14 protein-coding genes are annotated in these 14,605 nt (G+C 46.2%); 4 read left to right on the forward strand and 10 right to left on the reverse strand.

All coding sequences use genetic code 11. The features are described 5' to 3' along the window. Positions 1-257 precede the first annotated feature (257 nt). The 6 genes from pyrF to aroA form a co-directional block, all read right to left on the reverse strand. Entirely contained in the window at positions 258-950 is a 693-nt protein-coding gene (gene pyrF, locus Q0K92_RS05065) for an orotidine-5'-phosphate decarboxylase (protein WP_297324719.1), read from the reverse strand. Positions 951-963: 13 nt separating this feature from the next. Continuing rightward, the gene (locus tag Q0K92_RS05070; protein WP_110339204.1) at positions 964-1,173 is read right to left on the reverse strand and encodes a LapA family protein; all 210 of its coding nucleotides are present in this window, start codon (positions 1,171-1,173) and stop codon (positions 964-966) included. Positions 1,174-1,297: 124 nt separating this feature from the next. After that, positions 1,298-1,588, reverse strand: a complete 291-nt coding sequence (locus Q0K92_RS05075; RefSeq protein WP_297324720.1) for an integration host factor subunit beta — start codon at positions 1,586-1,588, stop codon at positions 1,298-1,300. 9 nt (positions 1,589-1,597) lie between these two features. Next, complete coding sequence (gene rpsA / locus Q0K92_RS05080) at positions 1,598-3,310, reverse strand: 30S ribosomal protein S1 (protein ID WP_297324721.1); 1,713 nt, start codon at positions 3,308-3,310, stop codon at positions 1,598-1,600. A 117-nt stretch (positions 3,311-3,427) separates the two neighbouring features. Beyond that, positions 3,428-4,120 (reverse strand): (d)CMP kinase, encoded by a 693-nt coding sequence (gene cmk / locus Q0K92_RS05085; RefSeq protein ID WP_297324722.1) that lies wholly within the window; start codon positions 4,118-4,120, stop codon positions 3,428-3,430. A 45-nt stretch (positions 4,121-4,165) separates the two neighbouring features. Continuing rightward, on the reverse strand, positions 4,166-5,485 hold the full coding sequence (gene aroA, locus Q0K92_RS05090) for a 3-phosphoshikimate 1-carboxyvinyltransferase (protein WP_297324723.1): 1,320 nt from the start codon (positions 5,483-5,485) through the stop codon (positions 4,166-4,168). A gap of 292 nt (positions 5,486-5,777) precedes the next feature. On the opposite strand from aroA, the gene Q0K92_RS05095 reads away from it, so the two are divergent. Then, entirely contained in the window at positions 5,778-6,026 is a 249-nt protein-coding gene (locus tag Q0K92_RS05095; RefSeq protein WP_297324724.1) for a hypothetical protein, read from the forward strand. 125 nt (positions 6,027-6,151) lie between these two features. Here Q0K92_RS05095 and Q0K92_RS05100 read toward each other — a convergent pair whose 3' ends face one another. From Q0K92_RS05100 to Q0K92_RS05115, 4 genes are all read right to left on the reverse strand, one after another. Beyond that, a complete protein-coding gene (locus Q0K92_RS05100; protein WP_297324725.1) occupies positions 6,152-8,665 on the reverse strand; it encodes a DNA topoisomerase III in 2,514 nt (837 codons plus the stop codon). A 166-nt stretch (positions 8,666-8,831) separates the two neighbouring features. Continuing rightward, a complete protein-coding gene (locus Q0K92_RS05105) occupies positions 8,832-9,290 on the reverse strand; it encodes a DUF494 domain-containing protein (RefSeq protein WP_297324726.1) in 459 nt (152 codons plus the stop codon). Positions 9,291-9,357: 67 nt separating this feature from the next. Further along, entirely contained in the window at positions 9,358-10,452 is a 1,095-nt protein-coding gene (gene dprA, locus Q0K92_RS05110) for a DNA-processing protein DprA (protein WP_297324727.1), read from the reverse strand. A gap of 18 nt (positions 10,453-10,470) precedes the next feature. Further along, positions 10,471-11,505, reverse strand: coding sequence for a LysM peptidoglycan-binding domain-containing protein (locus Q0K92_RS05115; protein WP_297324728.1), 1,035 nt, complete (start codon positions 11,503-11,505; stop codon positions 10,471-10,473). Between the two features lie 239 nt (positions 11,506-11,744). On the opposite strand from Q0K92_RS05115, the gene def reads away from it, so the two are divergent. The 3 genes from def (at position 11,745) to rsmB (ending at position 14,600) form a co-directional block, all read left to right on the forward strand. After that, positions 11,745-12,248: a peptide deformylase gene (gene def, locus Q0K92_RS05120; RefSeq protein ID WP_297324729.1), complete on the forward strand. Its 504-nt coding sequence runs from the start codon at positions 11,745-11,747 to the stop codon at positions 12,246-12,248. A 124-nt stretch (positions 12,249-12,372) separates the two neighbouring features. Next, on the forward strand, positions 12,373-13,326 hold the full coding sequence (gene fmt / locus Q0K92_RS05125) for a methionyl-tRNA formyltransferase (RefSeq protein WP_297324730.1): 954 nt from the start codon (positions 12,373-12,375) through the stop codon (positions 13,324-13,326). Then, on the forward strand, positions 13,323-14,600 hold the full coding sequence (rsmB, locus tag Q0K92_RS05130) for a 16S rRNA (cytosine(967)-C(5))-methyltransferase RsmB (RefSeq protein ID WP_297324731.1): 1,278 nt from the start codon (positions 13,323-13,325) through the stop codon (positions 14,598-14,600). The genes fmt and rsmB overlap by 4 nt, the downstream gene beginning before the upstream one ends. Positions 14,601-14,605 lie beyond the last annotated feature (5 nt).

The following is a 14,605-nucleotide window of genomic DNA, read 5'->3' on the forward strand; positions in this document are numbered from 1 at the left end:
TATAATCATGGTGCTTGCTACATTTGATACTCTGGAATTTGTAGAGAGACTGGAAAAATCAGGTGTATCACGCGATTAGGTGGGAGCGCAAAAGGATGTTTGCATTGAGGCAATGGACATTCAATCAGTTTGTAAGAGTGATTCAATGGATGTCGGTTTAGTATTGGAACAAGTAGCTGTTATCGCGACACTGGTAAAATTGCTTTGATAAAAGGAATAGAGGAGAACCGCTTGCTTCTATTCCAATGCTTGCCAATTTATAAATCGGCTATTTCTGAATTGAGTTGCTGACACACTAAAAGTGGGTCCTGGGCTTGCGTGATGGGTCTGCCGATAACTAGATAACTTGCACCATTTAGAATAGCCTGCTGTGGCGTTGTAATTCTTTTTTGATCATCAGTTTGACCACCGGATGGGCGAATACCGGGAGTCACTAAACAAAAGTCATCACCCAGTAGTTGGCGTAAATGCGCCGCTTCCAGCGCCGAACAAACCACGCCATCCAGTGCACAGTCATTAGTCAATCGCGCCAGGCGCTCCACAATTTGTTGAGGCTTGCCTTGCAAACCAATGTCATCAAGATCATCCTGATCCATACTGGTCAGTAAGGTAACCGCAATCAGTTGGGTAGCTCCTTGCGGTATTGCATTGCGTGCAGCCATCAACATTTTCCGTCCACCGAGCGCATGCACATTCACCATCCATACACCTAAGCTACTGGCGGCTTTACAAGCGCTGGCGACGGTATTGGGGATATCGTGAAATTTCAGGTCAAGAAAAATATCAAAGCCCTGCAGCATCAATTTTTCAATCAGCTGTGGACCTGCCGCGGTAAAAAGCTCTTTACCTACTTTCAATCGACATAAACTGGGGTCCAGTTTTTCAACCAGCTGCAAGGCATCGATTGCACTGCTGAAGTCGAGTGCAACAATGATGCGAGGGTCATTCATTGATGGAGCTTGGCTATTTGTTTGAGCGGTAGCTGCAGCGAGCAAACAGGAATGTGATTAAAATACCTAGTGCGAAGAATATCAAAAGCGCGACACTGAGTGGTAGCTCGATTGATTTATCCAGGTAATATTGCAACATGATAGGTTGTGAGTTTTTGGAAGCAAAAACAGCAAGGATCACAAAAACTACAATACGCAAAAGCCATGCGATTAGATTCATCATGATGAGTTTAGCCCGTACGAAGTTAATAGAATATATTTATTTAAGATGCTTGAGTTAATGAAATTTGGGTAATCAGACGACTAAAACATTTGTCTAACTACCCAAACTTATTAATTTTAGATTACTATTTTCTGCTCTTATAATCAACACGTTCGCGCATTTCTTTGCCTGCTTTAAAATGCGGAACATATTTTTCAGGCACTTTGACCTTGTCGCCTGATTTTGGGTTACGGCCGACGCGTGGAGGCCGGTAGTTTAAATCAAAACTACCAAATCCTCGGATTTCTATACGTTGACCTTGGGACAAGCTTTTTGCCATCGCGTCAATAATTGTTTTGACAGAAAGCTCAGCATCTTTGGTAACCAATTGTGGAAAACGAGCTGCAAGTCGAGTGATTAATTCGGATTTCGTCATGAACTTTCCTTATTGCTCTGAATTTTTACTATCCATTTTAGCTTTCAGTAAAGCGCCCAGGCTAGTTGTACCGGCATTTGCAGGTGCTTTAATTTTCTGCATAGCGGAGGTTTCATCAGATTTATCTTTTGCTTTAATTGAAAGATTGATGGTGCGATTCTTGCGATCAACATTGATGATCATGGTTTCGACCTTATCGCCTTCTTTTAAATGCGTGCGGATGTCTTCAACACGATCACGTGATACTTCAGATGCGCGCAAATAACCTTCCACGTCGTTGGCCAATGTGATCACGGCGCCTTTTGCATCAATGGATTTTACGGTGCCTTCTATGATACTGTTTTTATCATGTTCTGCGACAAAACTGGTGAAAGGGTCACCTTCCATTTGCTTGATACCGAGTGAAATACGTTCGCGCTCAACGTCGATAGATAAAATCAGTGCTTCGACTTCATCTCCTTTCTTGTAATTAAGAACCGCTTCTTCTCCCGGTTGATGCCAGGATAAGTCGGATAAATGTACAAGGCCATCGATGTTGCCTGGTAAACCAATGAATACACCAAAGTCTGTGATGGATTTGATTTGTCCGCTCACTTTATCGCCTTTCTCATGGGTTGCAGCAAATTCTTCCCATGGATTGGTCTGGCATTGCTTCATGCCCAATGAAATGCGGCGTCGTTCTTCATCAATCTCAAGAATCATGACTTCGACTTCATCGCCCAACTGAACAATTTTGGATGGATATACATTTTTATTCGTCCAGTCCATTTCTGAAATATGCACTAATCCTTCAATACCTTGCTCGATTTCGATAAATGCGCCGTAATCAGTGAGATTGGTCACTTTACCGAACAGTCGGGTGCGCGATGGATAACGTCGTGCCAAACCAACCCATGGATCCTCACTCAGCTGCTTCATGCCCAAAGAAACACGGTTCTTTTCTTGATCGAACTTGAGTACCTTGGCAGTAACTTCATCACCAATATTGACTACTTCTGATGGATGCTTAACGCGACGCCATGCCAGATCAGTAATATGTAATAGTCCGTCAATTCCACCCAGATCGACAAATGCGCCGTAATCAGTGATATTTTTGACTACACCATGGACAGTCGCACCTTCTTGCAAGTTGGACAATAAGGTTTCACGGTCAGCGCCTTGCGATGCTTCTAATACCGCACGACGCGAAACCACTACGTTATTGCGTTTGCGGTCAAGCTTGATGACCTTGAAGTCCATTTCCTTATTTTCATAAGGAGTTGTGTCCTTGACTGGACGAATGTCGACCAGAGAGCCGGGCAGAAATGCGCGAATGCCATTGATCATGGCAGTCAGGCCGCCTTTTACTTTGCCGTTTACCATACCGGTAACAATCTTGCCGCTTTCCATGGCTTCTTCCAGATCGTGCCAGGCGGTTAGGCGTTTAGCCTTATCGCGGGAAAGGCGAGTTTCTCCATAACCATCTTCTAAAGATTCAATGGCAACACTAATGAAATCACCTGGCTTAACTTCAATTTCGCCACGATCATTTTTGAATTCTTCGACAGGAATGAAACTTTCGGATTTGAGCCCGGCATTAACGACAACAATGTTGTAGTCAACACGGACAACTTCGGCGGTAATTACTTCACCAATGCGCATTTCCTGACGAGAGAGACTTTCTTCAAAGAGTGCGGCAAAACTATCTGGGGAATGGGGGGTTGCAGTGGAAGCTTTAGTCATTATAAAAAATACCTGATTTAATGCCCTGCCACGATTTGCACCGAGCAAGCTGGTTAGTTAGTAAAATGTTTGAAACGTTGAGACTATTTTCTTTTGTATCCTATAAAGAAAATAATATCATTTTGTATTCAAACGCGAGTTTCTTGCACGGATTTCATTATACCAGGAGAGGACAGCATCTTGTGCCTGGGATATAGTGAGTGAGGTGGTATCCAGCAATTTGGCATCAGTGCCCTGTTGCAAGGGGGCAATGCTGCGATTGCTATCGCGCTCATCACGTTTCTGGATATCCTGCAATAAGTCGGCGATGTTAGCATTTATCCCTTTCTCCATCAACTGCTTATATCGTCTTTGTGCGCGTATTTCAGCGCTGGCGGTAAGAAATATTTTCAGAATGGCATTGGGAAAGATAACGGACCCCATGTCGCGTCCATCCGTCACTAAGCCGGGTGGTTGACAGAATTCACGCTGACGCTCTACAAGTGCTGCTCGAATTTGCGGGTAAACCGCTAATTGCGAGGCCATAATGCCGCATTCTTCTGTCCGGATAGCATCGGTAACGATGTTGCCGTCGAGGTAAATGGTTTCATTTTTGAATATTACATTCAGGTTTCTGGCGATATTTGCGAGTAAATCCTGATTCTGAATGTCGGCGCAGGATTGTACTGTTTTTAATGCAACCAACCGGTACAGCGCGCCACTGTCCAGATAATGGAACCCAAGATTTTTAGCAACCAGTTGAGCGATAGTGCCTTTGCCGGATGCCGACGGGCCATCAATGGCGATGACAGGGATTTCATTGGTATGCATGCAGCAATCTCATCGGTGAAGTTGAATGGATAGATAGCATTTATTTTATTTTTCCGGATGGATTATTTGTGAAAGTTTTTCAAAATAGTCGGGAAATGTTTTGGTAACGCAGTGAGGATCATTGATGCGTACAGGTGCGCCTAGTGATGCGAGCGAAAAGCACATTGCCATGCGATGATCGTCATACGTATCAATGGCTGCGTGCGGCGTCAGGCCATTGGCCGGCGGGGTAATGCGTAAATAATCCGTACCTTCCTCGACAGCCGCGCCCAATTTGCGCAACTCATTGGCCATAGCAGTCAGACGATCTGTTTCTTTCAAGCGCCAGCTGGCAATGTTGCGCAATGTTGTCACACCTTCCGCAAATAATGCAGTGACTGCGAGTGTCATAGCGGCATCAGGAATATGGTTGCAATCCAGATCAATGGCGCGCAGAAATTTTCCACTATGACTTGCTGCTGCCCCGCTTGCCTCGATCCAGTTTTCCCCCATGGATATTTTTGCACCCATCATTTCGAGCGCTGCGGCAAAATGTACATCACCCTGCGCACTACCGCGACCGACTCCCTGAACACGTACCGGACCATGTCCGATAGCGCCCGCTGCGAGAAAATATGACGCTGACGATGCGTCACCTTCAACGGTGATATGGCCTGGGCTACGATAGCTTTGCTGCGCGGGTATCGTGAATTGTTGCCAGTCGGTATGTTCGACGTGTACACCGAAATGCAGCATCTGTGCGAGTGTTAATTTAATATAGGGTTGTGAGATTAAAGTACCGGCTACATGAATGATGGATTTCTTTTTGCTCAGTGGCAGCGCCATCAACAAGCCAGTTAGAAATTGGCTGGAAACATTCCCTTTGACGGTAACCGAATGGGTGTCGCTGTTGTCAAGCAAGCGCATTGGTTTGATTTCCAGTGGAGGAAACCCGGGATTGCCCAGATAAGTGATGTCCGCACCCAATTGGCGTAGCGCATCAACCAAGTCTGCAATCGGTCGTTCATGCATGCGCGGCACGCCGGATAATCGGTAATGGCCATGCATTAAAGACAATACTGCAACCAAAGGCCGGAAAGCGGTACCGGCGTTGCCGAGAAATAAATCAGCCTGTGCGACTGGAAATGTGCCCTTTTCCCCGGTGATGCGGTAATCGTTTTTGTCTATCTGTGTGACGGAAACACCTAATTTGGCAAGTGCATCCAGCATGTGTGCCGTGTCATCAGAGGCCAATAAATCATGAATGTGCGTGGTGCCTTCCGCCAGTGCAGCAAGCAAGAGAATGCGATTGGAGATACTCTTGGACCCGGGTAACTGCACAATGCCGCGAGCAATTCCAGCGGATGGAAGATCAAGCCATGTCATGATGTCTGGTGTAAAAATTGAAAGATGATAGCGCATAAAAACATTCGAAGAATAAAAATTTTGTTAATCATTTAAGAGTGCTGATCATTTTTCTGAAATTACTTGGATTGACCTACTAAATTTGGAAAAATCTTTATCAAACGATCGTGTTTAAGGTAATCTATCGTAGTAGATTTTTAGGCAAGCGCATTCGTCTTGTTTTAGATGCTTTTAAAGATGCTGCTTTTGATGCTAAATGATGCTGGCACAATTCAAAATGGTTGTACTATTTTTACAAGAAAGAGGTTGATGAATGGAAGATGCAGAAATTGCTTTGATGTTTTCTTTACTGACTATTCCTGTCGCCATTTGGTTACAGTTATGGGTAAAGAATCGTAGAGAGAAGCGAAGAAATGTTTTGGGTGAAGAAGAATTTGAAAATACAGCGCGCGCATTCGTTTCTATCATTTTAGAAGGCGCTGCGATTGTGGGTGGACTCATTATGATTATTATGGGTTCCGGAGGGGTGATTAAATACATCATCAATTTTTATGCAACATAATTTATCCACATAATTCTTCTCAGTTCAGTGAAGAAGCAAGATATCCGGGGGACGGATACCCGGATATCCGGTAGAAGAAAGCAGCTTCCATTGGTTGTATTAGGAGTCTGCTCTCCGACAGACTTCTAGGAAGTTGTTTTGCTGATTGATTGAGTTTTCGATTGTTTTGCTTTGGATTTTGTTTCGGTTGTTTTCTTGGGCGCTTTTTGCTCAAATTCAAAACTTATTTTTCCATCCGTATTTCTGACTAAGTAGGCTGAGAATGGTCTGCCTTTTTTGGAAATGAATTTCGTGAGTAAATCTGTTTTTCCGGTTTCCAGCAGTTTGATGACTTGTTCACGTTCTATGGGACGTGTGAGGATAATTTTTCCTGTTTTAAAATTACACGTGCGATCGGCCCCGACAGATTTTTCGCAAACATAATGCAGGCCATGTTCATACACTGCGTGATTGCATTTAGGACATTTTCCTAAAGGCGTTTGATCGCTGAAATCGACTTCTTCCTGCTGCTCATCGTTACCAAAATCAAACTTCATTTCAAACGTATCCGTGAGTTTGATAATGGCGCTAAACGAAGCTCCCATTTTACTCCGGAAGCCTTGCAGCGGACCTACTTCGCGCTGTGTGATCAGAGTCTCCATTTCTCCGACTTCAAATTGGCGTCCTGCCAGAATTTTCCACAGTGCGAAATCGCATTTCTGGCATTGGAATTTCTTGTAGGTTTCATGCACGACCCCACCACATTTAGGGCAAGGCGATTGAAGTATGGAAAAATCACCGGAAATCGTTTCGCCACGATAGGTCTTCGCTTGTTCCACAATGTGGCGCGTCATGCCGGCAATTTTTTCCATGAATGCAGTACGTTTAAGCTGGCCTTGCTCGATCTGACGCAACTGAAACTCCCAGTTACCCGTTAATTCAGGTGAGATAAGCTCAGGAATCTTAAGGCCGCGCAGTAGCGTAATCAATGAAAAAGCTTTGGCGGTCGGATGCAGCTCGCGCCCTGCCCGCTGCAGATAATTTTCCAGTACCAAACCTTCAATAATGGCCGCACGTGTTGCCGGGGTGCCTAAACCTTTGGTACTCATGGCCGCGCGCAATTCTTCATCTTCAACCAGCTTGCCAGCTCCTTCCATGGCAGACAGCAAGGTGGCTTCGTTAAATCTCGCAGGTGGGCGAGTCTGATTGGCGATGACGTTGATTTCTTCCGTGGTGACGGGTTCGCCGGGTGTGACTGCAATAAGCGCTGCATCATCTTCCTCGTCATCCGACTTTGCCGATTTGCCATAAACCGCCCGCCAGCCTGGGTTAATCATCACTTTGCCTTCGGTTTTAAAAGGCTCAGCTTCCACGCGAGTGATACGGGTGGTGATCAGAAACTCGGCAGCGGGAAAGAAAATTGCCAAGAAGCGTTTGGTGACCAGATCATACAGTTTTGCTTCGGCTTCATTTAATTTTGCTGAACTGAGCGCGGTCGGGATAATGGCGAAGTGATCTGAGATTTTGGTATTGTTGAAAATACGCTTGTTGGGAGTGACCCAGTTTGATGCCAGGATTTGCCGGGCGAATTTTCCATAATCGGTATTTTCCAGGCTGTGCAACGTATCTTTTACCGTAGCAATATAATCTTCCGGCAATGCGCGCGAATCCGTCCGCGGATAAGTCAGTACCTTATGTTTCTCATATAAAGCTTGTGCCAGACCGAGTGTCGTTTTGGCGGAAAAACCAAAGCGACCGTTGGCATCGCGTTGTAAGCTGGTCAGATCATACAGCAATGGACAGATTTCTTTGCTGGGCTTACTCTCTTCGCTAACGTGACCAGGTTTTCCCTGACATTTATCACGAATGACTTCGGCTTTTTTTTGTTCCCATAGTCGTTCAGGTTTTAATTCCTGATTGACTTTATCTTTGCTGAATTTTTCATCAAACCATTTGCCGATATAGTTGCCATTGTCAGTGGCGAATGTGGCATGAATTTCCCAATAATCCTGGGGGCGAAATTTTTTGATTTTTTCTTCGCGTTCAACAAGAATCGCCAGTGTAGGCGTCTGTACCCGGCCAACGGTGGTTTTATGGAATCCGCCTTCCTGGGAATTAAAAGCGGTCATGGCGCGGGTACCGTTAATCCCGACCAGCCAGTCCGATTCCGAGCGACTGACAGCGGCTTCAGCCAGCGATTGTACTTCTGAATTATCCAGTAATTTGGTGAATCCTTGCCGAATTGAATCGGGGGTCATGGATTGCAACCACAGCCGCTTGACGGGCTTGTTTGCACCGACATGGCGCAGAATATAATAGAAAATCAATTCACCTTCGCGTCCCGCATCACAGGCATTGATCAGGGTGTCGACGTCTTTACGTTTGATAAGCTTGCTTAGAAGCTTTAAACGTGTGGAAGTTTTTTCGATCGGATTCAAATCAAAATGTGGCGGAATCACGGGCAGATTTGCAAAACTCCATTTGCCGCGCTTTACTTCATATTCTTCCGGAATAACCAGTTCGAGTAAATGCCCTACCGCTGAGGACACAACATATTGATCGTTCTCGAAGTAATCCGTGTGCTTGGTAAAGCCGCCCAGTGCGCGTGCAATATCGGCTGCAACAGAAGGTTTTTCAGCAATGATCAATGACTTATTCATGGGTTTCTCGGGAAAAATCATTGGCTGATGCTGTATTGTCGCGCATGTTTGTTACAGCTGAATGAGTGGTGAAAAGGGTTGCAAGCATATTGGGTGAGCGTATTGAACGCATCCACTCCTGTGGTTATTCGGTATGACCTAATAAAATACGAAATACGACTCAGTTTTAGTGTCGGTAATGAGAATCGCTGACAATCAACAATTTCTCAAGTATGGAGTCGTCGGTCAATTGGTTTTGAATCCACAGCTCTGTTAAGACGATCAGCTTGATTTTCTCAAGACTGGATGAGTTTTCATCCATCGCCAGCACACGATCAATCAACAGTTCCCGCTGTAACGGGTTAATGATACCGGCTTGCTCCAGGAAGCAAATAAATCCTCGGCCCTCGGTGTCGATTTTTTCCATTTCAAAATTTGTGTAACAGCGAAAAGAATCATTTTCAGCAAAGCTGGCTGGATAATTACCGATATCATGTTGCGCCAGTTCTGAAAGCCAATCGAGCGTTTCGGTAATATCTTCATCGGCAAACCCAGCCATAGTCAGTTTGCGGGTCAGCGTGGCGGGATCCGGATAGCTGCCGGAATCAAAATAATTTTCAAATAAGTAAACGAGTATATCGAACATAATTGTGTTTAATAAGTTATGAGTATGAGTACGGAATCAGCACGTTGCGATCAATTTTTGTGGGATGTCATTGAACTCTTTGATAGCATCCACCGGGCAAACTGCTAACTTGACCGTCAAGCTCAAGCGTTAATAGCATGGCTGATACTATCTCAGCCGTCAAGCCACTACGGGTACACAATGTATCAATGTCGACAACATCATAACCTAGGTGTTTGAGTAATGTTGTGTTTTCAGTTGATTTTTCAATAGCGGGTTCTGCTGTTTTGTTTTCGTTCAAGATTAATGAAAGACAATTTAATTCATCCAAAATATCCTGAGTGCTTTCCACCAATTTTGCGCCTTGTTTAATGAGTGCATGACAACCCTTGGATAGGGGGGAATGGATGGAACCTGGGATAGCCATTACTTCACGTCCTTGATCCAGTGCCTGGCGTGCTGTGATCAGTGATCCGCTTTGCAGTGCAGCTTCCACGACCAGACAACCTTGACTCATGCCGCTGATAATACGGTTTCTGCGCGGGAAATTCCTGCCAATCGCCGGTGTGCCGAGTGGAAATTCGGAAATCAGCGCACCTTCTTTTGCCAGCTTATGCGCTAACGGGTGATTTTTGGCTGGATAAACGATATCCAGGCCGGTACCGACCACTGCGATACTCGCTGCAGAGCCGCGCAAACCGCCGTAATGAGCAGCCGTATCGATACCCAGTGCCATCCCACTGATGATACAGAGTCCGGCATTGCTGGCGGCTTCAGAGAAAGCCTCTGCATTGGATAAACCTTGCGGTGTGGCATTGCGGCTACCGACGACTGCTAATGCGGATAGCTGCAATAATTCGCGCCGACCTTTGAAATAAAGCAATGGAGGCGGGTCGGCGATATTCAGTAACTGCGCCGGGTAGTCCGGATCAGCCAACGTAATGATGGCATTGATCGGATCTTCCAGCCATTTGAGTACGCCGGCAATTTTATCCCGATCAGCGCCTTGCTTGATACGCTCGGCGATGCGGTTTTTTACGATACGCTCAAGTGCCGAGATAGGCGCGGAAAGGATTGCGGTAGGACTGCCAAAGGCAACGAGAAGCCGTCGAATGGATTCGCCGCCCAAACCGTCAATTAGATTAAGGCTCAGCCATGATTCGATATCCGCTGGGTGTTTCATGAATGCAGGACATTAGTATTAAGGGGTTTTAACAGCATCCAGGATGCGAATAGAATGTGTACTCTGTACGACCAGTGCATAAGATATTTTATTGAAAACGCGGAATACAAAAACCAATCCGGTTCTTTCGTCGGGTAGTTGTACCATGTCCCCTTTAAGAGACTTGGCTTGGCTTTTTCGATAAATGGCCAGTACGTGACCCATCTCCAAGCCGTCCGACTCACCTTTGTTCAGCGTGACAATGGCGCCTCTGCCAATTTCAGTGACGCCGCCATACACTGAAATGATCCGGCCATTGATTGGGGATTCCGGTGCGTGCGGCGCGTAGTTATTAAATATGATGTCAGGCGACGGCACCAGGCGATCGCCTTTGAGGATTTCTTCGGTGGCGCGGGTAATGGTGACTGTGCTGACCTCAGCGAAAACATCCGCCTTGGCATTTCCCAGGTAAATTGCCTCATAACCGAGGATCTGGTCTTTTTGATCAGGATCTTTGAGTGCTTTACCGGGACGGAAGATTTGCCATGCAAAACCTTTATCTTCGGGCAGCCCGCTGACATAAATCGTGTTGCCGGTGCTCAGAATAACCCGGCTGTCACTGGAGCCCAGTACATATGGCGCATTGGCAAGGCCATCTTTTTCAATGACTAAAGGCTGGCTTAGAAAAGGTTCAATGGCGGCTGCAGGAATACTGGGGATAGCGGTGGAAGCCGATTGTTCCGTACGAATTTTGGGAGATAATTTGACGGTTCTGAGATCACCGTTATCGTCAGCAAGACGCAAGCGATATCCCTGGAGTGATTTTTCCAGTACGACGATATCCCCAGGGTAGATTTTGTGCGGATTCTTGACTTGTTCACGATTAAATCCCCAAATCTCGGGCCAGCGCCAGGGATCTTTAAGAAATCGGGATGCGATTCCCCATAAGGTGTCGCCGGGTACAACAACATAGCGATCGGGTGTGTCGCTCCGCAGTATAATGTTCTCCGCGTTTGCTGGTGTAACAGAAAGCAGGCTTAGGGATAAAATCACAGCTATAATAGATTTTCGCATGAACGACTCCGCTGGCGAATGGTAGAGCGCATAGAATAACCGGCTAACAGGTCGTTGAAAAACGTTTTCAAGGCAGCCGATACCAGGCAAAAACAGGCGAGAAAGCGCAGTTTATGCATGATAAATGAGCATTTTGAGCCTGTTTTTAACACCGTGGCGGCAATGCAGATAGTTTTTCAACGGCCTGCTAATGATACGGTCTAAATAGGCATTCTGTTGATTAACACGATACATTTTTTATGGCTATCTTAAAAATATTACAATATCCAGATGAAAGGCTACATACTGTAGCGGCTCCAGTAGCGCATGTCACTAACAAAATCCGTTTGTTGATACAGGATATGGCTGAAACAATGTATGCCGCACCGGGGATAGGGCTGGCGGCAACGCAAGTGGATGTGCATGAGCGAATCATTGTGATTGATGTTTCTGAAAAGCGTGATCAGTTGCTTGTTTTGATCAATCCGGAAATTATTGCTAGCCACGGTGTATCGGATTATGAGGAAGGCTGCCTGTCGGTTCCCGGTATCTATGGAAAAGTGCAGCGTGCTGAGTCGGTCACTGTCAGGGCGTTGAATGCGCAAGGAGAGTCGCATGTTGTGGATGCCAGCGGGCTGTTGGCGGTATGTATTCAGCATGAAATGGATCATTTGGTTGGGAAAGTGTTTGTTGAATACTGGTCACAGCTTAAATTGTCGCGTACGTTGGCAAGGCTCAAGAAAAAACAACGGCGTACCATGTGATTGCAGGTGGCTTTGTGAGAGCTGTGATATATCCATAAGTTTTTCTGACCGGTTTTTCTTTTTTCTGATCCGGTGTGATCAATAGAATCGTAAGGATGTGTATGAATGAGCCGATGCGCATAAGATGAGAATTATTTTCGCTGGAACTCCCGGTTTTGCCGCTACTGCACTGGATGCACTGATCAAAGCAAATCATGAAATTGTACTTGTCTTAACCCAACCGGACCGTCCCGCCGGCCGGGGAATGAAAACGGCGGCCAGTGCAGTTAAGCAACTTGCGCAGCAGCATGGTCTTGCATTGCTGCAACCACTGACACTCAAAGACCCCGAGTTACAAGAGCAATTGCGAACATGCAATGCGGATGTCATGGTAGTGGCGGCGTATGGGTTAATTTTGCCGCAAGACGTACTAAATATTCCTCGCATGGGTTGTTTGAATATCCATGCGTCGTTATTGCCGCGCTGGCGTGGTGCGGCGCCGATTCAACGGGCTATTCTGGCGGGCGATCATGAAACCGGCATTACCATCATGCAAATGGATGCAGGATTGGATACCGGCGATATGTTACTAAAACATCAATTAATCATCGCCCCGGACGATACCGCGCAATCGTTGCACGACAAGCTGAGTGTGCTGGGTGCTCAGAGTATTGTTGCAGTGCTGATACTGCTGCAACAGGGAAAACTGGACCCAGTGATACAGGATGAGACGCAAGCTAACTATGCAGCCAAAATAACAAAAACGGAAGCGGAAATCGATTGGCAGCAAAGTGCAGAGCAGATAGATCGTGTGGTGCGAACGTTTAATCCAATGCCAGGTGCCTATACGTGTTTCCGGGGTGTTGTGTTGAAGATCTGGCAAGCAAGAGTGGTTGCGGGAGGCGCGGGTAAGCCAGGGGAAATTATTGCAGTGGATCGTGAACGCATTACTGTATCATGCGGTTCCGGTAGCCTGCAGATTGAAATGGTGCAAAAACCCGGTGGCAAGAGATTAAGCGCTGCAGATTTTCTGACAGGCAATCATCTGCAACCCGGTGAGTATTTTTCTACAGTGCGCCGTTCCACCTCACAAGCATGATTAAGACACAGCTTGCTGCAGCATCCGCTATCAGTAACGTGTTGGCTGGAGCAAGTTTGACGGCAGTGTTGCAGGAAGTTTGGCGCTCCGACCCGACATTATCGAAACAACAAAAAGGTGCCATTCAAGATTTGAGTTACGGTGTGTTGCGTTTTTATGGGCAACTGGATGCAGTGCTCGGATTCTTATTGAAAAAGCCTTTGCGTGATAAGCATCTGCATCACTTGTTGCTGGTAAGTTTATATCAACTGCAATACAGTAAAGCACAAGCGCATACCGTGGTCGATCAAGCAGTCTCAGCTTCACGTTCCTTGACACATGGAAAAGGCATGCAGGGATTGGTCAATGCGATATTGCGCAATTTTATCCGTCAACGTGAAAGCGTTTTAAAACAAGCTGCTGAAAAAGATGTCGGCTGTTATTCATATCCGCAATGGTGGATCGATAAATTGCGGTTACAATATCCGCAGAACTTTCGAGCGATATTGGAAGCTGGTAACCAACATCCTCCGATGACTCTGCGAGTTAATCGACGCAAAATCAGCGTGGAAGATTATCGCAACTTGTTGGCTGAGAACGCGATGCATGCAGAACTGTTAGAATCTGGCGCACTGCAATTGAGTCAGCCGGTGATGGTTGAGAATTTGCCGGGCTTTAGTGCAGGCTTGGTGACCGTGCAGGATGCGGGCGCGCAGTTTGCGGCACCATTTCTGGATGTGCATGATGGCATGCGGGTGCTGGATGCGTGTGCTGCACCCGGAGGTAAAAGCACACACTTATTGGAATTGGCAAATATATCATTAACGGTGGCGGATAATCACGCGGCACGGTTGGCCCAGGTACAGCAGAGCCTTGAGCGCTTGCATATGACAGCAGAGCGCTTGGTGTGCGGGGATGCCTCGAATCCCGCTGCATGGTGGGATGGCCGGCCATTTGATCGTATTCTGGCTGATGTGCCGTGTTCCGCATCCGGTGTGGTGCGTCGGCATCCGGATATTAAATGGCTGCGGCGTGAGCGTGATTTGGTTAAGTTTGCAACAACGCAACAGGCAATTCTCAATGCGTTGTGGAAAATTTTAAGCAAGAATGGTAAGTTGCTTTATGTGACCTGCTCGATCTTTGCTGAAGAAAATACTATGCAGATAGAGAAATTTCTTAAACATCACTCCGATGCACTTCCATTGCCACTTTCTGGGACAGCAGTGGTGGATGGACAATGGCTACCAGATATTCAACATGATGGTTTCTTTTATACCTTGTTGCAGAAAATTTAATCAAA

The sequence above is a fragment of the Nitrosomonas sp. genome (assembly GCF_024282095.1).
Classification (GTDB): Bacteria; Pseudomonadota; Gammaproteobacteria; order Burkholderiales; family Nitrosomonadaceae; genus Nitrosomonas.

What these genes read in the sequence shown, in the direction of transcription:
- def (WP_297324729.1), top strand. Translation starts at nt 11,745, where the DNA reads ATGGCTATCTTAAAAATATTACAATATCCAGATGAAAGGCTACATACT.
- Q0K92_RS05105 (WP_297324726.1), bottom strand. Translation starts at nt 9,290, where the DNA reads ATGTTCGATATACTCGTTTACTTATTTGAAAATTATTTTGATTCCGGC.
- dprA (WP_297324727.1), bottom strand. Translation starts at nt 10,452, where the DNA reads ATGAAACACCCAGCGGATATCGAATCATGGCTGAGCCTTAATCTAATT.
- aroA (WP_297324723.1), bottom strand. Translation starts at nt 5,485, where the DNA reads ATGACATGGCTTGATCTTCCATCCGCTGGAATTGCTCGCGGCATTGTG.
- Q0K92_RS05075 (WP_297324720.1), bottom strand. Translation starts at nt 1,588, where the DNA reads ATGACGAAATCCGAATTAATCACTCGACTTGCAGCTCGTTTTCCACAA.
- cmk (WP_297324722.1), bottom strand. Translation starts at nt 4,120, where the DNA reads ATGCATACCAATGAAATCCCTGTCATCGCCATTGATGGCCCGTCGGCA.
- Q0K92_RS05115 (WP_297324728.1), bottom strand. Translation starts at nt 11,505, where the DNA reads ATGCGAAAATCTATTATAGCTGTGATTTTATCCCTAAGCCTGCTTTCT.
- Q0K92_RS05070 (WP_110339204.1), bottom strand. Translation starts at nt 1,173, where the DNA reads ATGATGAATCTAATCGCATGGCTTTTGCGTATTGTAGTTTTTGTGATC.
- Q0K92_RS05095 (WP_297324724.1), top strand. Translation starts at nt 5,778, where the DNA reads ATGGAAGATGCAGAAATTGCTTTGATGTTTTCTTTACTGACTATTCCT.
- rpsA (WP_297324721.1), bottom strand. Translation starts at nt 3,310, where the DNA reads ATGACTAAAGCTTCCACTGCAACCCCCCATTCCCCAGATAGTTTTGCC.
- pyrF (WP_297324719.1), bottom strand. Translation starts at nt 950, where the DNA reads ATGAATGACCCTCGCATCATTGTTGCACTCGACTTCAGCAGTGCAATC.
- rsmB (WP_297324731.1), top strand. Translation starts at nt 13,323, where the DNA reads ATGATTAAGACACAGCTTGCTGCAGCATCCGCTATCAGTAACGTGTTG.
- Q0K92_RS05100 (WP_297324725.1), bottom strand. Translation starts at nt 8,665, where the DNA reads ATGAATAAGTCATTGATCATTGCTGAAAAACCTTCTGTTGCAGCCGAT.
- fmt (WP_297324730.1), top strand. Translation starts at nt 12,373, where the DNA reads ATGAGAATTATTTTCGCTGGAACTCCCGGTTTTGCCGCTACTGCACTG.